At 50.1% G+C, this 21641-nt stretch carries 20 protein-coding genes; 11 read left to right on the top strand and 9 right to left on the bottom strand.

All coding sequences use genetic code 11. From position 1 onward, the window contains the following. Positions 1 to 63: 63 nt before the first annotated feature. The 4 genes from L6468_RS13230 to L6468_RS13215 form a co-directional block, all read right to left on the bottom strand. Positions 64 to 1008, bottom strand: a complete 945-nt coding sequence (locus L6468_RS13230) for a M23 family metallopeptidase (protein ID WP_237793576.1) — start codon at positions 1006 to 1008, stop codon at positions 64 to 66. A 98-nt stretch (positions 1009 to 1106) separates the two neighbouring features. Continuing rightward, on the bottom strand, positions 1107 to 3209 hold the full coding sequence (gene recG, locus L6468_RS13225; protein ID WP_237793575.1) for an ATP-dependent DNA helicase RecG: 2103 nt from the start codon (positions 3207 to 3209) through the stop codon (positions 1107 to 1109). Further along, positions 3210 to 3866 carry a 2-C-methyl-D-erythritol 4-phosphate cytidylyltransferase gene (locus tag L6468_RS13220; protein WP_237793574.1) on the bottom strand — a complete coding sequence of 219 codons (657 nt, stop codon included), beginning with the start codon at positions 3864 to 3866 and terminating at the stop codon, positions 3210 to 3212. Next, positions 3866 to 4432, bottom strand: a complete 567-nt coding sequence (locus L6468_RS13215; RefSeq protein ID WP_237793573.1) for a DJ-1 family glyoxalase III — start codon at positions 4430 to 4432, stop codon at positions 3866 to 3868. Before L6468_RS13215 ends, L6468_RS13220 begins: the two co-directional genes overlap by 1 nt. A 75-nt stretch (positions 4433 to 4507) precedes the next feature. Between L6468_RS13215 and L6468_RS13210 the strand changes: the two genes are divergently transcribed. The 11 genes from L6468_RS13210 (at position 4508) to L6468_RS13160 (ending at position 16471) form a co-directional block, all read left to right on the top strand. Then, on the top strand, positions 4508 to 5410 hold the full coding sequence (locus L6468_RS13210; protein ID WP_237793572.1) for an NAD kinase: 903 nt from the start codon (positions 4508 to 4510) through the stop codon (positions 5408 to 5410). Further along, positions 5400 to 7115 (top strand): ABC transporter ATP-binding protein, encoded by a 1716-nt coding sequence (locus tag L6468_RS13205; protein ID WP_237793571.1) that lies wholly within the window; start codon positions 5400 to 5402, stop codon positions 7113 to 7115. Before L6468_RS13210 ends, L6468_RS13205 begins: the two co-directional genes overlap by 11 nt. A gap of 151 nt (positions 7116 to 7266) precedes the next feature. Next, complete coding sequence (locus L6468_RS13200) at positions 7267 to 8085, top strand: ABC transporter ATP-binding protein (protein WP_237793570.1); 819 nt, start codon at positions 7267 to 7269, stop codon at positions 8083 to 8085. A 21-nt stretch (positions 8086 to 8106) separates the two neighbouring features. Next, complete coding sequence (locus tag L6468_RS13195; protein ID WP_237793569.1) at positions 8107 to 8967, top strand: hypothetical protein; 861 nt, start codon at positions 8107 to 8109, stop codon at positions 8965 to 8967. Next, positions 8964 to 9323 carry a GntR family transcriptional regulator gene (locus tag L6468_RS13190; protein WP_237793568.1) on the top strand — a complete coding sequence of 120 codons (360 nt, stop codon included), beginning with the start codon at positions 8964 to 8966 and terminating at the stop codon, positions 9321 to 9323. The genes L6468_RS13195 and L6468_RS13190 overlap by 4 nt, the downstream gene beginning before the upstream one ends. Positions 9324 to 9367: 44 nt before the next feature. Continuing rightward, positions 9368 to 10027: an ABC transporter ATP-binding protein gene (locus L6468_RS13185; RefSeq protein WP_237793567.1), complete on the top strand. Its 660-nt coding sequence runs from the start codon at positions 9368 to 9370 to the stop codon at positions 10025 to 10027. Continuing rightward, the gene (locus L6468_RS13180) at positions 10011 to 11249 is read left to right on the top strand and encodes an ABC transporter permease (protein ID WP_237793566.1); all 1239 of its coding nucleotides are present in this window, start codon (positions 10011 to 10013) and stop codon (positions 11247 to 11249) included. The genes L6468_RS13185 and L6468_RS13180 overlap by 17 nt, the downstream gene beginning before the upstream one ends. 19 nt (positions 11250 to 11268) lie before the next feature. Further along, positions 11269 to 12516 (top strand): ABC transporter permease, encoded by a 1248-nt coding sequence (locus tag L6468_RS13175; RefSeq protein ID WP_237793565.1) that lies wholly within the window; start codon positions 11269 to 11271, stop codon positions 12514 to 12516. Between the two features lie 51 nt (positions 12517 to 12567). Continuing rightward, positions 12568 to 13683 (top strand): efflux RND transporter periplasmic adaptor subunit, encoded by a 1116-nt coding sequence (locus L6468_RS13170; protein ID WP_237793564.1) that lies wholly within the window; start codon positions 12568 to 12570, stop codon positions 13681 to 13683. 5 nt (positions 13684 to 13688) lie between these two features. Then, complete coding sequence (locus L6468_RS13165) at positions 13689 to 15014, top strand: TolC family protein (RefSeq protein WP_237793563.1); 1326 nt, start codon at positions 13689 to 13691, stop codon at positions 15012 to 15014. Positions 15015 to 15304: 290 nt separating this feature from the next. Beyond that, complete coding sequence (locus L6468_RS13160) at positions 15305 to 16471, top strand: ComEC/Rec2 family competence protein (protein ID WP_237793562.1); 1167 nt, start codon at positions 15305 to 15307, stop codon at positions 16469 to 16471. On the opposite strand, the gene rseP is transcribed toward L6468_RS13160, so the two are convergent. From rseP to L6468_RS13135, 5 genes are all read right to left on the bottom strand, one after another. Next, entirely contained in the window at positions 16464 to 17897 is a 1434-nt protein-coding gene (rseP, locus tag L6468_RS13155; protein ID WP_237793561.1) for an RIP metalloprotease RseP, read from the bottom strand. The two genes, L6468_RS13160 and rseP, sit on opposite strands and share 8 nt — an antisense overlap. A gap of 113 nt (positions 17898 to 18010) precedes the next feature. Further along, on the bottom strand, positions 18011 to 19186 hold the full coding sequence (locus L6468_RS13150; RefSeq protein ID WP_237793560.1) for a 1-deoxy-D-xylulose-5-phosphate reductoisomerase: 1176 nt from the start codon (positions 19184 to 19186) through the stop codon (positions 18011 to 18013). Further along, a complete protein-coding gene (gene rimM, locus L6468_RS13145; RefSeq protein ID WP_237793559.1) occupies positions 19183 to 19692 on the bottom strand; it encodes a ribosome maturation factor RimM in 510 nt (169 codons plus the stop codon). The genes L6468_RS13150 and rimM overlap by 4 nt, the downstream gene beginning before the upstream one ends. Positions 19693 to 19730: 38 nt before the next feature. Then, positions 19731 to 21035 (bottom strand): UDP-N-acetylglucosamine 1-carboxyvinyltransferase, encoded by a 1305-nt coding sequence (gene murA, locus L6468_RS13140; protein WP_091813882.1) that lies wholly within the window; start codon positions 21033 to 21035, stop codon positions 19731 to 19733. After that, positions 21036 to 21641, bottom strand: coding sequence for a DUF4290 domain-containing protein (locus L6468_RS13135; protein WP_091813885.1), 606 nt, complete (start codon positions 21639 to 21641; stop codon positions 21036 to 21038).

The raw sequence follows: 21641 nt of genomic DNA, 5'->3' as shown, positions 1-21641 counted from the left end.
AGAACACACAAAAAGACTTTAGGTTTTCGCCTAAAGCCTTTTTTTTATGGTGTGATAAGATGTTTAGTTGTATTTCAGAATCTGACCAGGACGGAGTGTTACCGTCTTCTTGATGCGATTCAGGTTACACAGGGCCGAAACAGTGGTGTGGTGCTTGCGGGCAATGGCTGAGAGGGTCTCGCCGCTCTTCACCTTGTGGTAGCGTACATTGCTGCTGCTAGCCTGTGACCTGCTGGTGGGAACCTCTGCGTAGTTCAGCCCGTCACCACCACGATAGACGCCACCTGTACCGCGCAGACGGGTTGCCTCTGCTGACTCACGGTTGTAGGTAGAGCGGTTGAAGGTCCATGTGTCGCCTACGACGTCCTGGTTCTTGAAGTCGAACATCACGGCAGGGTTCAGGGCAACACCACAGAGACGGGTCTCGAAGTGCAGGTGTGAACCGGTGCTGCGGCCAGTGTTACCACCGAGGGCGATAGGATCGCCGGCGCGAACTTCCTGGTTCTCGCTTACAAGCCATGCAGACAGGTGACCGTAGATGGTCTCCAGTCCGTTGTTGTGACGGATGACGATATACTTACCATAACCCTTGCGGGCTCCTTCGTTCCTGACGATACGTACTTTACCATTGAAGGCAGCACGGATGGTATCACCAATATAAACCTTGATGTCGAGGCCTTTGTGCTGACGGCCCCAGCGGGCACCAAAGTTTGAGGTTACCAGACGGCTGGTGGTGGGCATGCAGAAATCACGTAGGTTGACAGTAAAAGAGTCGGGCAATGACGTAGCCTTGTGAGCATAGATATTGTCCCAGTCTTCATATAATTCGGCGGCAGGTGATTCCCATACCTCGTTTGTAATCAGTTGTTGTAGCATCAATGAGTCTACGACTTTCATCTTGCGGTCAATAGGTGCTTGGTTGGCCAGAAGATCCTGACCAGCAGCAGGCAACACGGCAAGTGAAGCAATAGCCATGACGGCAAATTTTTTCAATCTCTTTAATGACATATGCATTGGTTAGTCAATAATTCGATTGCAAAGATAATAAATAATTATGAGAAATAATTGTAAAATGTGCAATTATTTGTGGTCTTTTAACATAAACCTTATGAAATGGCGGCCCAATTAACATTTGTCTTGCGTAATTGGCGCAATCTGTTCCAAAGCATCTGATATTTAGGCGATTGGCATTGTGGGTCCTCGTCAATAATCTTCTGTGCTTCGTCACGGGCTAATTGCACAAGCTGGCCGTCGCGTGCTATATTGGCTATCTTCAGGTCGAAGGCCATACCACTTTGCTGGGTGCCTTCCAGGTCGCCGGGACCACGCAGTTTCAGGTCGGCCTCGGCAATACGGAAACCATCGTTGGTCTCGCACATGATGTCGATGCGCTTGCGGGTATCCTCGGACAGCTTGAAGGGTGTTACCAGGATACAGAAAGACTGGTCGGCACCACGGCCTACGCGTCCGCGCAGCTGGTGGAGCTGTGAAAGACCGAAGCGCTGGGCTTCCAGAATCACCATGACGGAGGCGTTGGGCACGTTGACGCCCACCTCGATAACGGTGGTGGCTACAAGTATCTGTGTCTCGCCGGAGACGAACTTCTGCATCTCCTCTTCCTTCTCCTTGGCCTTCATCTTGCCGTGTACCTTACTGAGACGGAAATCAGGGAAGGCCTCGCGCAGGGTCTCAAAGCCCTGTTCCAGGTTCTTCAGGTCAATCTTCTCGCTCTCCTCGATGAGGGGGAATACGATATAGACCTGCCGGCCCTCGTGAATCTGCCGGCGGATACCGTCATAGAGCGACGTCATGCGATTGTCGAAGACGTGGGAGGTGCGGATGGGCTTTCTGCCTGGTGGCAACTCATCGATGATGCTCACGTCAAGGTCGCCATACAGGGTCATGGCCAGTGTACGCGGAATGGGCGTGGCTGTCATCACAAGGACGTGGGGGATGGTGTTGCCTTCTGTCTTTGCCCATAGCTTGGCTCGTTGGGCCACACCGAAACGGTGCTGCTCGTCAATGACCACAGTACCCAGTTGTGCGAATTGCACAGTGTCCTCGATGACGGCGTGTGTGCCAATCAATATATGCACATCACCGGAGCGGAGTCCGTCGAGAATCTCCTGACGCTTCTTGCCCTTCACGATGCCAGTGAGCAGTTCTACGCGGATAGGCATGCCTTTCAGGAACTCACGGATGCTCTGCAGATGTTGCTCTGCCAGAATCTCCGTAGGTGCCATCATGCAGGCCTGATAACCATTGTCCAGGGCAATGAGCATGGTCATCAGGGCCACCAGTGTCTTTCCGCTACCCACGTCGCCTTGTAGCAAACGGTTCATCTGACGGCCTGTGCACATATCCTTGCGGATCTCGTGCATCACCCTTTTCTGTGCTCCTGTCAAGGCGAAGGGCAGGTTCTTCTGGTAGAAGTCGTTGAACAGAGGACCGATGCGATTGAACACAAAACCACGGTATTTGCGTCGCTGGTCGCTGGCATACCTTAGTATATTCAGTTGTACGAAGAAGAGTTCCTCGAACTTCAGGCGTACGCGTGCCCGCTCCAGGTCTTTCGTGTCTTGCGGATAATGCAGGTTGCGCAAAGCCTGATCCCGACTCATCAGATGGAGTGGGGCGGTGATGAAATCAGGGATGGTCTCTGGTAACGGGTCTTTCAAAACGCCGACCAGCGTCTTCGTGAGTTTCTCGACAGCACGGGAGTTCATGCCCGCCTTCTTCATCTTCTCCGTCGTGTTGTAATAGGGCTGCATGCCCATGGCGGAGAGCTCCACCTTCTCAGCCAGGTCGATATCAGGATGCTGCACCTGAATGCGATTGTTGAAGACGCCTGGCCGTCCGAACACCAGGTATTTCGTGCCTATCTTGTATGTCTGTTTGGCATACTTGCCACCATTGAACCATACGAGGTCCATGATGCCTGTGCCATCAGAGAAATGAGCCACCACACGTTCCTTGCGAGGCCTCATCTCAAAGGTCTCGAAACTCAGGATGCGACCTGCGACCTGCACGAATGGCATGTCGCCAGTGAGCTCGTGAACGGTATAGACCTTCGAGCGGTCCACATACTTATATGGATAATACTCGAGCAGGTCACCATAGGTCTCGATGCCCAACTCCTTGCTGAGCATCTTCTTGCGGTTGGGACCTACCCCAGGCAAATACATGATATCCTGATCGAGTATATTCATCTATAATAGTGTCTCTGCTATTTTAAGGTCGAAAGGTGTGGTGATCTTGATGTTCTCGCGGTTTCCCTCAACCATTGTCACCTCATGTCCGTAGGCTTCTACGACAGATGCGTCGTCAGTAAAGTTGTCGGAATAAGGCTGTTTATTGGCTGCCTTGAGCAACTGGATGTCAAAGCACTGTGGTGTCTGTACCATGCAGTAATCGCTACGCAATACATTCTTTTGCGTGGGGATATGGCGTAAGGTCTCGACAACAGGTGTCACGGGGATGACTGCCTGTCTTGTGCGTGCTGTGTCATAACATGCTCGAATGACGTCGACGCTGACAAACGGACGCACACCATCGTGTACGCCGACAACGCCTTCTGCGTCGTCGGGAATCAGAGAAAGGCCGTTTTGCACTGAGTGAAAGCGCGTTTCTCCACCGTCAGCAAGCCGTATCTCTATCTTGAAGCTGTATTCTTCACAAAGCTGTTGCCAGTAGTTCTGCTGAGCTTTTGGTAGTACAAGGATTATCTGCAAATCCTTGGAGTATTCGTGAAAACGCTCCAGGGTCCGCATCAATACGGGCTTTCCGCCAATAGGCAGGAACTGCTTGGGGATGTCGCCCCCCATACGCAGGCCTTTGCCGCCTGCCACGATGATGATATAGTCCATTATGCCATCAAGTGCTTAAAACGCATACCTTCTGCTATCTGGTCGCTTACCTCCTTGCTGACAAGTTGTGAGAGCAGTTCGTAGGCAAAGGGAAATGCTGCTGCAGGACCTTCTGCAGTAGTGATGTTGCCATCAACGGTGACAAGGTCGGCGGTATAGTCGGCTTTTGTCAGCATTTGCTCGAAACCAGGATAGCATGTGGCACGTTTGCCATCGAGTATGCCCAGCTGTGCCAATACCACAGCAGGAGCGGCACAGATGGCTGCAACCTTCTTGCCAGCCTTGGCCTGGGCGAGAACAGCCTGGCGCACACCCTCGTGCCCATAGAGGTTGGAAGCACCCGGCATACCACCTGGCAGGAACAGCAGGTCAGCATCGCTGAAGTCGCAATCCTCTATCATGGCATCAGCCACAATCTGTACGTTGTGGGCAGTCTCAACCACCTGTGAGTCACCAGTGATACTGACTGTAATCACCTCTACGCCACCACGACGCAACACGTCAACGGGTATCAACGCCTCCACATCCTCGAAGCCGTTGGCAAGAAAAACATAAACTTTTGCCATATTTTGAAATTAAATTTGTACTTTTGCACGCAAAGATACAAAAACTTTGCGAAATGCAAAAGAAAAAGGAGAAATATGTCAACTAAGACCCTTACATTTGCTCTCTTTGGCAACCTCTATCAGCGTGAGAAATCTGCTGCCATACAAGAGGTGCTGGCTTGTTTGAAAGTGCATGGCGCACGTGTCGTCATTGATGAGGAATACTATCACTTCATCAATGAGATGTGTAATGTGCATCGTATCCTGGATGCTGAGAAAGACCGTTTTACCACCTTTGTGGGTGATGATTTCGAGGCTGACTTCGCCATTTCGATGGGTGGCGACGGTACGTTCCTGAAGACGGCGTGCAGGGTTGGGGCCAAACATATTCCTATCCTGGGTGTCAATATGGGACGTCTGGGATTCCTGGCTGATATCACGCCTGATGATATCGAATCCTGTCTGCAAGCCTTGCATGATGACGACTATGCTGTAGAGAGTCGTGCCGTGATTCAGGTCCAGGCCGACGGACAGCCCTTGAACGAGTGCTCGTATGCACTGAATGACGTGGCTATCCTGAAACGGGATACTGCCGCTATGATATCTATCCGTACCAGTATCAATGGCGAGTATCTCACAACGTATCAGGCCGACGGACTGATTGTCTCTACGCCAACAGGTTCTACGGCTTATTCCTTGTCTAACGGCGGTCCTGTCATCGTACCTGGTACTGGCGTGCTTGTGATGACGGCTGTTGCACCGCATTCCCTGAATATCCGTCCTGTCGTTATTCCTGACAATGCAGTGATAACCCTTGACGTGGAGAGCCGCAGTCACTCTTTCCTGGTGGCTACCGACGGACGTTCGGAGAAATGTGGCGAAGGCACCTGTATCACATTACGTCGTGCACCTTATAATATACAGGTGGTGAAGCGCAGTAGTACACGCTATTTCTCCACACTGAGGGAAAAGCTAATGTGGGGGGCGGATGTTCGCTAAACTGAAACGTCTTTTCGAGATTCCTGATAATCACTTTACTGCAAAGGAGATATTCCGGTGGTTATGGAAGGTGCTGCAGGGTAATCGCCTGCAGGCAGTCCTCAATGCGACTATCGGACTGCTTGGCGTTGGCCTGGGACTGTCGTCTGTCTGGGCGATGCAGCGTGCCATCGATATTGCATCAGGGGCACTTGACGGGTCGCTCTATGTTGCGGTAGGGGTGATGGCTGCCCTCATCCTGGGTGAGTTTGCTGTGGGCATCTCACGTGTATGGGTGAGGAATATCCTTGGTGTAAAAGCACAGAACCGTATGCAGCAGCGTGTCTTAGCACGGTTGCTTCGTTCTGAGTGGCGAGGACGCGAGGCGATGCATAGTGGTGATATCATCAACCGTTTGGAACAGGATGTGAAGACGGTGGTCACTTTCCTCACAGAGACGCTCCCTTCTACGCTTAGTACGTTGGCGATGTTTGTGGGTGCTTTCGTCTATCTGTTTCAGATGGATACGTGGCTGGCTGTTACAACGGTGGCTATCCTGCCCATCTTTATCCTGGTGAGCCGTATCTACATCGCTTATATGCGCAGGTACAACAGAAGGGTACGTGATACGGACAGCCTGATTCAGAGTCTGCTGACAGAGACCATGCAGCATCGTATGCTGGTGAAGACGATGGAGGCCGACGGGCAGATGCTGGAGCGACTGGACAATACCCAACAGACGTTGCGCCAGTGGGTGCGTAAACGCACGGCCTTCTCTGTGGCTAGCAATTTCTTTCTGAACTTGGGTTTTTCTATTGGATTCCTGGTGGCTTTCCTTTGGGGCGCTCTCCGTTTGTATGCTGGCACACTGACTTTTGGTGGCATGACGGCTTTCCTGCAACTGGTAAACCGTATTCAAGGACCTGCCCGTGACCTGGCAAAACTGGTGCCTGCCTTCGTGAGTGTCTTTACTGCTGCAGAGCGCCTGATGGAGTTGGAGGATATTCCTGAGGAACAACAGGGTGAGTCCTGCATGTTGCCGGCTCCTTGTGGCATTCGATTCGAACAAGTCACTTTCAATTATGGTGCTCCAGGTCAGCAGCCTGCACTTAGGGACTTTTCTGTTGACTTCAAACCTGGCACCTGTACTGCAGTGATGGGTGAGACGGGTACTGGCAAAACGACGCTCATTCGTTTGCTTCTGGCATTGGTAAAGCCGCAACATGGAGAAATAAAGATTTATAGCGGAAATGGTGATGGGAAGGCGGAAGCAAATTTTTCACTCTTCACTCTTCACTCTTCACTTACCCCCCTTCATCGTTGCAACTTTGTCTATGTGCCTCAAGGCAATACATTGCTCAGTGGCACGCTGCGCGAGAACTTGCAATTGGGAAGTCCTCAGGCTACAGATCATCAGATGAGGGAAGCTTTGCAGATGGCTTGTGCTGATTTTGTAGCCGAACTGCCTGATGGACTTGATACTCGTTTCTCCGAGCAGGGTGGGGGACTTAGTGAGGGACAGGCCCAGCGCATCGCTATTGCGCGTGCCTTGCTCCGTCCAGGTAGTATCATGTTGTTGGATGAGGCTACAAGTGCGCTTGATGTGGAGACGGAGAAGAAGGTGCTGGAAAACATCCTCAGCGACCATCGTCGCACCGTTATCTTCGTGACGCATCGTCCTGCCGTTATTAATTATTGCGACCAAGTTGTTACCATCGGTCAGTAATAAATATAATAAGGTGGAATTGTTAAAGTTTTGTTAATCACGTAAAATAATCAGCCAAATATTTGGTTGGTATGATAAAAACTTCTACTTTTGCAGTGTACTATTCAACTGGTACACTATTACAGAGACGTTTTTAAGTTATAAGATAATTATGATCAACGTAAACAACATTAATTTTAAGTACAAGGGCCAGAAGGCACTTGTTTTTGACGGGTTCAGTCTTCAGTTGGAAGAGAACCAAATCTATGGTTTGCTGGGTAAGAACGGCACAGGCAAGTCTACTCTGCTTTATCTTTTGTCGGGCCTCTTGCGCCCCATCTCTGGTTCGGTTAGTTGTGATGGCATCGCAACATGTAAGCGAACCCCAGAATTGCTGAGTGAGGTTTTCCTCGTAACGGAGGAGTTCGAGATGCCAGCCATCTGCCTCTCTGAATACGTGAAACTCTACAAGCCCTTCTATCCTCATTTTTCTGATGAGATACTGCAGGGTTGTCTGGCCGACTTTGAATTGCCGGCAGATGTTCATCTGGGTGAACTGTCAATGGGTCAGCGCAAGAAGGCTTATATTGCCTTTGCGATGGCAACCAACACCAAGTACTTGTTGATGGACGAGCCTACCAATGGATTGGACATCCCTTCAAAGTCGCAGTTCCGCAAAGTCATCGCCCAGCACATGACGGAGAATCGCACCGTTGTTATCTCTACCCATCAGGTACACGACGTAGAGCAGATGTTAGATCATATTGTGATGCTCGACCAGCGCTCTGTATTGCTGAATGCCTCGATGCAGGAGATTCAGGATCAATACACCTTCGAATACCGTACACCACAGGAGATGGACGATAGCGTGCTCTATGCCGAGCCCACCCTGCAGGGTAATGCTGTTATTTGCCATCGTCAGGAAGGTGATGCCGAGACGCAAGTGAACCTCGAACTATTGTTTAACTATAAGACACAAACCAAAGCCTAACCTTTAAAAACGCATACAATTATGAATTCATTTAATTTCAATAGATTCTCACAGGCATTGAAGTGCCAGTTCTTAGTAAGTCGCAAGTCGTGGATTCGCCTCTTCGGCATCTATACGCTGGTTTTGTTTGTGGCAAACCTGTTTTGGACGCGTGTGCAGGGATTCTCATACTCTATTATGGAGACCTGGCCTAAGGAAGACCTTCTCCGTGCCTATAATCAGCATGTAGTACAGAGTGTATCCTTTGGCATCTTCTTTTTCTGCATCGCTATGCTGTTTGGTGCCACGAGCATGTTCTCACAGATGAAAGACACGCGCAAGCGCTCTGCCTATCTGCTGTGGCCCGTCAGCAACATGGAGAAATACATTGTCAGTTTCCTGCACGCTTTTGTGTTGATGGCTATTTTGACGGTTGCCGCCTATATGTTGGCTGATAGTCTGCGTGTGTTTGTCGACTTGCTGACAGGACGTGTCATTATCTGGGGTATCCCCAAACTTTTCGAACCTTTCGGCACAAATGCTGTCGTCGAGTATTGGCAGACTACCTGGATGGGCTTAGCTTGGGTATTCTACATCCATTCACTTTATATTGTAGGCGGTACCCTGTTCCGTCGTCAGCAATTCCTGTTCACCAGCGGTACGATTGCCGTTGTCGTCATTCTGCTGACTATGATTCTGAATCAGATTGACTGGAACAGCGTTGACTTCAAATTCATAACGGGTACTTGGGACGAGAAGACTAACACGTATACACAGACATTCCATCCCTCCTTCTATATTATTAATTCGGTGGTCACTCTCCTCATCCCCATCCACTATTGGATTTCGTATAAGCTGTTTACCCGCATGCAGGTTATTAACAATAAATGGTTGAACGTATGATTTTTACTAATGATAAAGCGATATACATCCAGATGGCCGATCGCCTCTGTGATGAGATTCTCGCAGACAAATATAAGGATGATGACCGTATTCCTTCTGTTCGAGAGTATGCCGTACTCTTGGAGGTGAATACTAATACTGCCGTCAAAGCCTACGATGAGTTGGCTCGCGCGAACATTATATATAATAAACGAGGCTTAGGCTACTTTGTTACCAAAGGAGCCAAGAAGCAAATCTTGAAAGAACGCAAGCAGGCGTTCATGAAAGAGAAACTGCCGGAACTGTTCCGACAGATGCAGTTGCTGGGCATAACGTTAGAAGATGTTAAAGATGCGTATGATTTGCAACAAACATGACAATCCTTGCGTCTAACGAAATAAAAAAGGTAAACTAGAACAAAGTGATACACTTAGAAAACGTAAACAAGACTTACTTTGGTGCTCAGCCCTTGCATGTACTGAAAGGAATCAACCTCGACATCGAGGCAGGCGAGTTCGTGAGTATCATGGGTGCCTCAGGTTCGGGCAAGTCCACCTTGCTGAATATCCTGGGTATCCTCGACAACTACGACTCGGGACTCTACACCCTGAATGGCGTGCGTATCTGGAACCTCTCCGAGAGCAAGGCTGCCGAGTATCGTAATCACATGATTGGATTTATATTCCAGTCGTTTAATCTCATCTCGTTTAAGAATGCTGTGGAAAATGTGGAGTTGCCGCTCTTTTATCAAGGTGTGTCGCGTAAGAAGCGACACACCCTTGCCATGGAATACTTGGAGCGCCTGGGTTTAAAAGACTGGGCCGGCCACTATCCCAATGAACTCTCGGGTGGACAGAAACAGCGTGTGGCCATAGCCCGTGCTTTGATTACAAAACCACAGATGATTCTGGCCGACGAGCCAACAGGTGCGCTCGACTCGAAGACCTCTGTTGAGGTGATGCAGCTGCTCAAAGATCTGAATGCTCAGGAACATATCACACAGGTCATCGTGACCCACGACCCAGGTGTGGCAGAGCAAACCAATCGCATTATTCGTATCAAGGATGGAATTATTGAATGAGATATGGCAGACGGCACGTCGCAATAAGTTGCGTACGGGACTGACCGGTTTTGCTGTAGCATGGGGCATCTTTATGCTCATCGTGCTGCTGGGAGCTGGTAATGGACTCATCAATGCCAATATGACACAGATGAATCGCTTCCTGAGCAACTCAATGGTGGTCTATGGTGGTGAAACGTCTATGCCTTATCAGGGTATGCAGGAGGGGCGTTGGATCAACCTGAAGGCACGCGACATCGACATTAGCAGTGAAGAGTTTCAGACCGTTATTGATGAGGTGGGTGCCCAATATCGTACTTCTGGTATGGTGAGCAACGGACAGCAGTATCTGACGGGTTCGATTGCTGGTGTCTATCCTAATCATATCAAGATTGATAAGGTGGAAATGTTACAAGGACGCTTTATCAACACTATTGATATCAACGGAAAACGTAAGGTGCTGGTCATTAGTAACAAACAGGCAAAAGAACTCAAAACGCATGTAGGACAGTATGTGAAGGTGGGAAATTTCGCCTTTAAGATTGTGGGTATCTACAAAGAACAGGAGAACGGACGCGCTGATATGTTTTCTGCCTATAGCACTATCAAAAGTATTTATGGTGCCAAGACGGATGACGCAGGACGCATAGAGTTCACTTTCCACGGGTTGGAGACGGAAGGTGATAACGAGGCCTTTGAAAAGGAATACCGTCAGCGCATCAATACGGCACATCAAGCCCATCCAGATGACGAAAGTGCTATCTGGTTGTGGAACCGCTACACGCAGAACTTGCAGATGCAGAAAGGTATCGGTATTATCCGTACGGCCCTGTGGGTAGTGGGACTCTTCACGTTGCTGAGTGGCATCGTGGGTGTCTCGAATATCATGCTGATAACGGTGAAGGAGCGTACCCATGAATTTGGTATCCGTAAGGCTATTGGTGCCAAACCTTGGAGCATCCTGAAGTTGATTATCATCGAGAGTATCATCATCACCACTATCTTTGGTTATATCGGTATGATTCTCGGCATTGCTGCCAATGAGTATATGGATGCCACTTTGGGTCATACGAAGGTGGATGCAGGTCTGTTCAAGGCCACCATGTTCCTGGACCCCACGGTGGGGCTCGATGTGTGCTTTGAGGCAACGATGGTCATGATTATCGCAGGTACTATTGCAGGGCTTATTCCTGCCTTTAAAGCAAGTAGAATCCGTCCCATAGAAGCACTCCGTGCCGACTAATAATGAACTGTGAACTGATATGAGATTAGATATAGATACATATAGAGAGATTCTCGACACGCTGACGCGCAATAAGAGTCGTTCGTTCCTGACGGGCTTCGGGGTGTTTTGGGGTGTCTTCATGCTTGTGGCGCTGATTGGAGGCGGACAGGGTATGAAGGAATTGCTCAATCAGAACTTCGAGGGGTTCGCTACCAATAGTGCTATGATTTGGGCACAACCTACCACAAAGGCTTACAAGGGTTTTCGCAAGGGGCGTCGATGGGATATGGAGTACAAGGACGTGCAACGTCTGAAAAGTCGCATACCTGAACTCGAAGTGGTGAGTCCTGTGCTTTTCTCTAATGGTGGTACGGCCTATTTCGGTGATCGTAAGACCACTGTCAGTATCAACGGTGTGCAGGAGGACTATCAGCGAGTGAGTGAACCTAAGATGCGCTATGGGCGCTACCTCAACGATATGGATGTGGCACAGCGTCGTAAGGTGTGCGTCATTCAGAAGAAGACCTATAAGGATCTCTTTCCTGGAGGTGGTGACCCCTGTGGCAGTTTCATCCGTGTTGACTCTGTCTATTACCAGATTGTGGGTGTTGACTATAGTTCTGCCGAAGGTATTAGCTTCGGTGGCGAATCGGGCACCACGATGCTCCTGCCTATCACACTGATGCAACAGACTTATAACATGGGACAGAATGTGCACATGATAGCCGTAACGGGTAAGAAGGGTGTGGTGATGTCAACTGTCACAGACCGTATCCGTGAGACGATAGCCCGTGCCCATACCATTGACCCAGAGGATGAACAGGGTGTGATGGTGTTTAATACAGAGGTGCTTTTCCAGATGCTTGACAGTCTGTTTAAGGGTGTCAACTTCCTGATTTGGCTCGTTGGCCTGGGCACTTTGCTGGCTGGCGCCATCGGTGTGTCGAATATCATGATGGTCACCGTGCGCGAGCGAACCATTGAGATAGGTATCCGTCGTGCTATTGGTGCCACGCCCAAGATGATTCTCTCGCAGATTATCTCCGAGAGTATTGTACTGACGATGGTGGCAGGCATGAGTGGTATCCTCTTTGCCGTGATGATTCTGCAGATGTTGGAACTGGCCAATACAGAGGATGGTATCCTGGCTGCCCACTTCCAGGTAGGCTTCTGGACGGCTATCTTTGCTGCGCTCGCTATTGCGGCGATGGGTGTGCTGGCCGGATTGGCGCCTGCTGCACGCGCTATGAGCATCAAACCGGTAGATGCTATGAGAGACGAGTAAGGGTAAAAAGGTGAAAAAGTAAAAGGGTAAAAAAAATAAAAGGATATAGATATGAAAAAGTATTTCAAACTGGTCATCGCTGCTATTGTGGCGCTGATTTTCATCGGAACTTTCGTATTCCTGTGGCAGAAGAGTCAGCCAAAGGAGATTCAGTATTCGGAGTTCTCAACTGCTACGGACAGCATCCGTAAGACAACTATCATTACGGGTAAGATAGAGCCTCGTAATGAGGTCAACGTAAAACCTCAGATTAGTGGTATCATCGCTGAACTGATGAAGCAGCCTGGCGACCGTGTGGAGCAGGGCGAGGTGATTGCCAAGGTAAAGGTGATTCCTGATATGGGACAGCTGTCGAGTGCAGAGAGTCGTGTGCGACTGGCTGATATCAACCTGAAACAGGTAGAGACCGACTATGCCCGCACGAAGAATCTGCATGACCAAAAACTGGTGAGTGACGAGGATTATGAGAAGGCGCGTCAGCAGTTGAAGCAGGCTCAGGAAGAGAAAGCCGCTGCTGTGGATGCCCTGCAGGTGGTGCGTGATGGTGTGTCGAAGTCGAACGCTTCTGCATCGAGCACGCTGATTCGTTCAACGATTAGCGGTATCATCCTGGATATCCCTGTCAAGGTGGGTAACTCGGTGATTAACTCAAACACCTTCAATGATGGTACGACGATTGCTACGGTGGCTAATATGAATGACCTCATCTTCCGTGGAAATATCGACGAGACGGAAGTGGGACAGTTGGCTATCGGCGTGCCCATGAAGATTACCATTGGTGCCCTGCAGGACCTGCAGTTTGATGCCGTGCTGGAGTATATCTCGCCAAAGGCTACTGAGAGCAACGGTGCCAATCAGTTTGAGATCAAGGCGGCTGTTGTTGTACCTTCCGATGGTAAGATTCGTTCTGGCTATAGCGCCAATGCCGAGATTGTATTGGCTGAGGCCAACAATGTGCTCTGTGTGCCTGAGAGTGCTATCGAGTTCGTGGGCGACTCCACCTTCGTCTATGTGGTGAAGGGTGAGGGCAAGCAGAAGACCTACGAGCGTCAGGCTGTGGTGACAGGCCTCAGTGACGGCGTGAATATTGAGATTAGAAAGGGCCTGAAGAAAGACCAGAAGGTGCGTGGCCCGCAGATTATTTCAGAAGACGATAAAAACGAGTAATTATTATGCCAATCATTATTGTAATACTTGGACTGCTTGCTGTGTTGTTTGCTATGCCCATGCATGCTCAGACGCAGCCTTGGTCACTGGAACAATGTTGCGATTATGCCGTAGAGCATAATATCACCATCAAGCAACAGGAGAACCAGTGTCGCCAGCAGGAGATTCAGCTCTCGACTGCCAGGAACCAGCGCCTGCCTGATTTGAGTGGCAGTGCTGGTCAGAACTTCTCCTTCGGACGTGGACTGACAGCTCAGAATACGTACACGAATACCAATACCTCGTCTACCTCGTTCTCGTTGGGTACGAGTGTGCCGTTGTTTACTGGTTTCCAGATACCTAATAATATCAAACTGAACCAGTTGAACCTTGAGGCTGCTACGCAGGACCTGGAGAAGGCGAAGAATGATATCCGTACGCAGGTGGCGCAGGCCTATGTGCAGATACTCTATGATATGGAGATAGCTGATGTGGCTCTTCGTCAGATCAGTATCGACAGCGCACAGGTGGCTCGTCTGCAGGCGCTCCTCAATATCGGCAGGGCCAGTGAGGCAGAACTTGCCCAGCAGAAGGCTACGCTGGCGCAGAGTCAGTTGACAGCGACACAGGCTAATAATAACCTGCAGTTGGCGATTCTGTCTATGACGCAACTGCTGGAACTGGAAAGTCCTGAGGGCTTTTCCGTGGTCCGTCCTGAAATCAGTTCTGTAGGTCGCGATATTATCGCGACTCCTGATGACATCTATGCCGATGCCTTGGCCACCAAACCGGAAATTCAGGCACAGCAGCTGCGTCTGCGTGCTACGGAGAACAGTATCAAGATTGCACAGGCAGGCTATTATCCTACATTGAGCTTCAGTGCCGGACTGGGTTCTAACTATTACAAGACCTCTGGTTTCAAGGCTGATGACTTCTCTACGCAGATGAAGAATAACTTCAGTCAGTATCTGGGCTTCAACCTGAATATCCCCATCTTCAACCGTTTCCAGACACGCAATAGTGTCCGTTCGGCTAAGTTGGACCGCGAGAACCAGACGTTGCAGCTTGACAATACGAAGAAGGCTTTGTATAAGGAGATTCAGCAGGTGTATTACAATGCGGTTGCTGCCAATCAGAAGCTGACAAGCAGTCTGCAGGCCAGCGAGAGCAGTGAGACGGCTTTCCGTTTGACTCAGGCAAAGTATGAGCAGGGCAAGTCCACGATTACGGAGTTTAATGAGGCAAAGAATAACTGGCTGAAGTCGGAGAGCGACTTGACGCAGGCTCGTTACGAGTATCTTTATCAGTTGGCCCTTATCCGTTTCTATTCAGGGCAGACCTTAAAACTTTAATCGCGCAGTCTTAATTTGTCCCACGACGTGAAATACTTGTTCCACGTCGTGGGATATTTGTACCACGTCGTGGAATTCTTATCCCACGTCGTGGAACGCTTTTTACGTGTGTGATGGCTTGCTTTTTTTTGTGGCACGGGCTGTTGTTCTCATGCCATGAAAATAGATTTTCTTGCTATGTAAAAGTTGAATTGTAGGCAAATAAATGTTGTAATGATTGCCTACACCATTTTTTTTCTGTACTTTTGCATGCTGTGAAACAGAGGATAACGGAAACAGTACCTTTATTGATGCCAGCTGTAAGCATGGCTATAGGTATCATTGTGGCGCCCATGATACCTCATGCGGGTATCATCCTGACGTTGTTGATTGTCTGTATCCTGATGGCGTGGCTGCTCCACCGTTGGGCACTAGTACAGAGTATGGCTGTCCTATTGTGCTTTTTCTTGATGGGTATGCTGGTAGGGCAGCGTGCTGAAAGGCCGCATCGCCACCAGCGAAAGGTACCGTCGCTCACCGCGCAACGGCCTCTCTCTCGCATGGAACGTGTACAGCAGCGATGCCTGGATTACCGACAGACATTGTTAGACCGCTACAGGACGTCGTCGGCGGCGGATGATGAGTATGCTGTGCTGGCTGCTATGACGCTGGGAGATAAGTCGGCCCTGACCAAAGAACTGCGAGAGACCTACTCAAAGACGGGCGCCTCGCATATCCTGGCCCTTAGTGGCTTGCATCTGGGCATTATTTATCTTCTGCTTTTCCGACTGACTTTAGGTAGAAGACGCTTCTGGCTGTCGCAGGTGGCTATTATCCTGAGCATCTGGGCCTTTGCCTTCTTGACGGGACTGTCAACGAGCGTGGTCCGTTCGGCTACGATGATTAGTATCTACGCCCTGTTCTCTGTGGGTGGACGTCACCGCTCTCCCGTGAATATCCTGTGCTTCACGGCTATCGTGATGCTATTGGTGAATCCTGCCTCTTTATTCGATATCGGCTTCCAGCTATCGTTCTCGGCGGTCCTGGCCATCCTGCTGCTGATGCCCTTGTTTGAGAGTTTCTTCCCTGAACATTATTTCGAAGGGCGTCCGCTGCAGCACTATATATATAATATGGTGGGACTCTCTGTGGCAGCACAGGTAGGTGTGGCACCTCTGATTGCCTTTTACTTCGGACGCTTCTCTACTTATTTCCTGCTGACTAACTTTATCGTGATTCCTGCAGCCACGATGATTCTGTATGGTGCCTTACTCGTGGTGATGATACCTTCGCTGGCTCCAGTACTGTTAGGCTTTGTGGGTATACTGAACAAGGCACTTGGGTGGGTTTCCCAAATGCCTTGTGCAAGTATTGACGGTCTTCATCCGTCAGTTCTTCAGATATGTCTTTTGTATGTAGTATTCTTCTGTGTCTATTTCTCCTTACGAATACTACAGCGGGTGCCACCCATTACATGATGTGCAGATAGCGCAGGATGTCGTTCATGTTCGCTACAACCATCAAGAGAATCAGGGCTCCAAAACCGATGTATTCAGCCTTGATGAGGAAATCCTCTGAGGGCTTCTTGCGTGTAATCATCTCGTAGAGCAGGAACAGCACATGACCACCATCCAATGCGGGGATAGGCAGGATGTTCATGAAGGCCAGGATGATGCTGAGGAAGGCTGTCATCAACCAGAACTGGTGCCAGTCCCATGCTGAAGGGAACAGGCTGCCGATAGCTCCAAAGCCACCCAACTGCTTCACGCCGTCGCTTGAGAACAGGTATTTTAGGTCGCTCACATAACTGCTCAGGGTGTTCCAGCCATACTTGATGCCTGCAGGGAAACTCTCAAAGAAACCATATTCGAAAGTGGTGGGCTCGTACAGAGTAGCAGGAGCAAAGCCCAACTTCAGGTCTTCTGCCAGCAGGGTAGAGGCGGTCTCGATATTCTCGCCACGCTGATAAACGATTGTCAGCAGACGTGCATTGATACTGTCTGCATGTGTCTTTGCTGAGGCCAGCACATCGTTCATGCGAGTCAGTTCGTCTGTAAAGCCGTAGAATGATTTTACCTGCTGGTTATTGGCTGCCAGGATCTTATCGCCCTTCAGCAATCCTACCTTGTCTGCCGGCGTGTCAGGAATGACGCTGTCGATGACGGCAGGAAGAAGTGGACGTACAAAGGTGGGGATGGTCTGTGCCATCTCTACCAGACTGAGACCTTCCGGCATCTGGATGGTGACGGGCTTGCCATGGCGCAGAACATGAACTTCCTCGGCGTTGCAGAGCATGCGATACATATCGGCATCAGCCTTCTTGAAGTCCTTCTCGTTGGTAGAAACCAGGATGTCGCCATCCTGGAAACCAATCGCTTTTGCCTGTTCATTGAATTCCATTCCCTGTGACATCTTCTGCAGGGGAACGTATGTCTCGCCCCATGTGAAGAGCACCATGGAATAGATAAACAGAGCCAGCAGGAAGTTGACCAGCACGCCACCAACCATAATCAGCAGACGCTGCCAGGTGGGCTTGGTGCGGAACTCCCAGGGCTGGGCTACTTCAGAGAGTTTCTGGTTGGTCTCGTCAATCATACCGTCGATGGCACAATAGCCACCCAGGGGCAGCCAGCCCAGTCCGTATTCCGTTCCCACATATTCTTTCTTCTCCTTGCCATCCTCGTCCTTGACGGTGGGCACCACCTCGGGCTTCAGTCTGAACAGACGGCGTACCCAGGTGTCGTAGGTGCTCATGATGTGGAACTTAGGATTGAAGAAGAGGTAGAACCTTGAGACACGTACCTTGAAGAGTTTTGCAAACGTGAAATGGCCCAGTTCGTGGAGCAGTACCAGCAGACTGATAGCCATCAGAAACTGCAGGGCTTTTATCAGAAATACTTCCATTTTTTAAATAAAAGTGAATAGTGAAAAGTGAAAAATTTGCTTCCGCACTTTTTCTATTCGTTTAGTTAATTATTATCTTTATTTCTTGTATAGGGATAGCGGTAGCAAATTATTCACTTTTCACTATTCACTCTTCCCTTAAGCAACTCTGTTGCTATGCGACGTGCCTCTGCATCACTCTGAAGATAATCCTCATAGGTAGGCTTCTGGATGAAGGTGGCGCGCTGCATGGTGGCTTCAATGATGTCGCCCATCTGCAGGAATCCGCAACGGTCTTCCAGGAAGGCACGGTTCACAATCTCGTTGGCCGCATTGACGATACAGGGCATGTTGCCTCCCTGGTTCAAGGCCTCGTAGGCCATAGCCAAACAGCGGAACTTCTTCAAATCGGGCTCAAAGAAATCCAGATGCTGTGCAGCAAACAAATCTAGTCTGTCGCCACTGAGCGGCAATCTCTTGGGGAACGAGAACGCATACTGGATAGGCAGACGCATATCGGGCACGCCTAGTTGTGCCTTCACACTACCGTCCATAAACTGTACGGCACTGTGCACGATGCTCTGTGGATGAACCAGTACCTGTATCTGCTTGGCATCAACGCCAAAGAGCCATTTTGCCTCGATAACCTCAAAACCCTTGTTCATCATGGAAGCAGAGTCGATGGTAATCTTGGCACCCATATCCCATGTGGGGTGACGCAGGGCATCGGCTTTTGTAACGTGGGCAATCTCCTCCATGGACTTCAAGCGGAAGGGACCGCCACTGGCTGTGAGCAGAATCTTATCAATGGGATTCTCGTCTTCACCTACCAGCGACTGGAAGATAGCTGAGTGCTCGCTGTCCACAGGCAGGATAGAACAGTGGTTCTCCATAGCCAACTGACAAATCAGTTCACCAGCCACCACCAGTGTCTCCTTATTAGCTAAGCAGATGGTCTTGTGTGCCTTGATGGCGTGGATGGTAGGACTCAGTCCTGCGAAACCCACCATAGCGGTGAGTACCATGTCGATGGGACCTGCCTCTACAATCTCGTCGAGGGCGCGTGCACCAGCATACACCTTCACGTCGGGCATGTCGCTCATCAGCTGTTTCAGTTCGTCATAACGTGCCTCGTTGGCAATGACGATGGCTGCAGGCTTGAATTTATGAGCCTGTTCGGCCAGCAGTTCCACTTTATTATTAGCAGTCAGGCAGTACACCTCATAGAGGTCGCTGTGCTCCTCAATCACTTCGAGGGCCTGTGTGCCGATGCTTCCTGTAGAGCCAAGAATGGCTATTTGTCTTTTCATAAGTCTAAGATGCCCTCAGGCAGGGCTATTGTAATCGTTTTATTATCTTTGTCAATGTCAGTTATCAGTTCCTCACTGGCAGGTATCAGCGTACCGTCTTCCAGTTCGAAGAGGATATTCAGTGTGCTCTCGTCGATGCTGGCTATGGTGCCCACCTTCTTGCCTGTGCTGGCATCGATGATGCCAAAGCCCACGAGGAAAGAGTAGGTGAGGACTTCCTCTTCATCATCAGCAAGGTCGCGTGGGAAATAGACGTCGCAATTGGTCAGCTCGCGGGCACGCTCCTGGGTATCGATATCCTCGAACTTTACCAGTGCGGTGCTGTCTGAGCGGAAGCGATACTCCTCCATGAAGAATGGTACCAGGATACCATCTACCTCCAGAATAAGGTATTCGGCCTCTACACGGTCGAACACGTCATCATCGAAATTGAATGACACCTCGCCTTTGACGCCGTGTGCCTTTCCTATGCAACCTATCTTGTAGACATCTTCCTTTCTAATCATGGGGGATATGGGGATGGGGATAATGGGGTTAATGGGCTTTAAGGGAGACGGGTGATCTTCGCGCCAAGGGCATTCAGACGACCTTCGATATCCTCGTAGCCGCGATCTATCTGTTCAATATTATCAATACGACTGGTACCTTTTGCACTCAGGGCGGCAATCAGCAGGGCAATACCTGCACGGATGTCGGGGCTCGACATACGTCCACCGCGCAGTTGCAGCTTGCGGTCATGACCAACGATGACGGCACGATGTGGGTCGCAGAGGATAATCTGCGCGCCCATGTCGATGAGCTTGTCAACGAAAAACAGACGACTCTCGAACATCTTCTGGTGTACCAATACAGAACCGCGTGCCTGTGTGGCCACGGTGATAAGTACAGACAGCAGGTCGGGTGTCAGTCCTGGCCAGGGCGCATCTGCCAGCGTCATGATGGTGCCGTCGATAAACGACTGTATCTCGTAGTGGCGCATCTGTGGGATATAGAGGTCATCGCCCTCCTCCTTGATGGTGATACCCATGCGGCGGAATGTGTTGGGGATGATACCCAGGTCCTTGATAGAGACATCCTTGATGCGGATGCCGTTGCCCACCATGGCTGCCATACCAATAAACGAGCCTACCTCAATCATATCGGGCAGAATGGTATGTTCTGTACCGTTCAGGTGGTCTACACCCTCGATGGTCAGCAGGTTCGAGGCGATGCCGCTGATGCGTGCACCCATCTTGTTGAGCATCTTGCAGAGCTGTTGCAGATAAGGCTCGCAGGCAGCGTTGTAAATCGTTGTGGTGCCTTTGGCCATCACAGCAGCCATCACAATATTGGCAGTACCTGTGACAGATGCCTCGTCGAGCAACATATAGCAGCCCTTGAGTTGCTGGGCCTGTATCTCATAGACATCGCGCTCTGCCACATGATGGAACTGTGCACCCAGACGTTCGAAGCCCAGGAAATGCGTATCCAGGCGACGGCGTCCTATCTTGTCACCGCCAGGTTTGGCAATCGTAGCCTTACCCATGCGAGCCAGCAGCGGACCAATCATCATGACTGATCCACGCAACTGTGCACATTTCTGCACGAACTCATTGCTTTGGAGGTAGTCCAGATTCAGTTCATCGGCCTGAAAGGTGTAGGTGTTGCCATCAGCAGCAACCTTCACCCCTACATCCTTGAGCAACTGGATGAGCGTCATCACATCCCTGATTTGCGGAATGTTATGAATGGTTACCTTCTCGCTGGTCAGCAGCGTTGCACAAATCACCTGCAGGGCCTCGTTCTTGGCGCCCTGTGGCTGTATCTCTCCGCTTAGCGGATGTCCTCCTTCAATAATGAATGCTGCCATTTACTTCTTTTTCTTTCCAGATGAACGCTTCTGTTGTGGTTCGCTGATATTGATACGTTCGAAGACGAAATTGTTGAGGTCCAGCTGTACGGCACCGTCAGTCATACGCGCCATATCATCGGCAACCTTCTCGTCGTCAATCGAACCGTGTCCCCATTGTACCAGGTCACGTTTCATCTGATTTGCTGTCAGACGTATCAACTCATCGCGTTCGCCACCTTCCGGCATGTCCTTGAGCTTCTCCAGCAGTTCACTGACCAGTTTGCCGTAATGACGCAGGCGTACATTACTCTGAGGCAGTTTCATGGGCTGGGGCTTATCGTGGAATTTCTCTGCCCCGCTGATATCGTAGGGCCAGTCAATATCCAGCTGCTTGTGACTCATGATATACAGATGATCCCAAAGCGTCTGCTCGTAACCACTGTTTTCACGTATCTGTGGCACCTTTGTCTCCATCAGCTTCACGATAGTCTTTGCACAGAGCAGTCGCTCCTCCTTCGTGGGGAGTGTGACGGCATGGTCTATCATCCGCTGAATCTCGCGTCCGTATTCAGGCATCTGCAGCAGTTCACGCTGAGTGTTGTAGTCTAAACCTTGTATGTTCAT

This window comes from Prevotella communis (assembly GCF_022024115.1).
GTDB lineage: Bacteria > Bacteroidota > Bacteroidia > Bacteroidales > Bacteroidaceae > Prevotella > Prevotella communis.
Note: the sequence above shows the minus strand (reverse complement) of the source record. Positions and strands in the feature narration are given on the sequence as shown.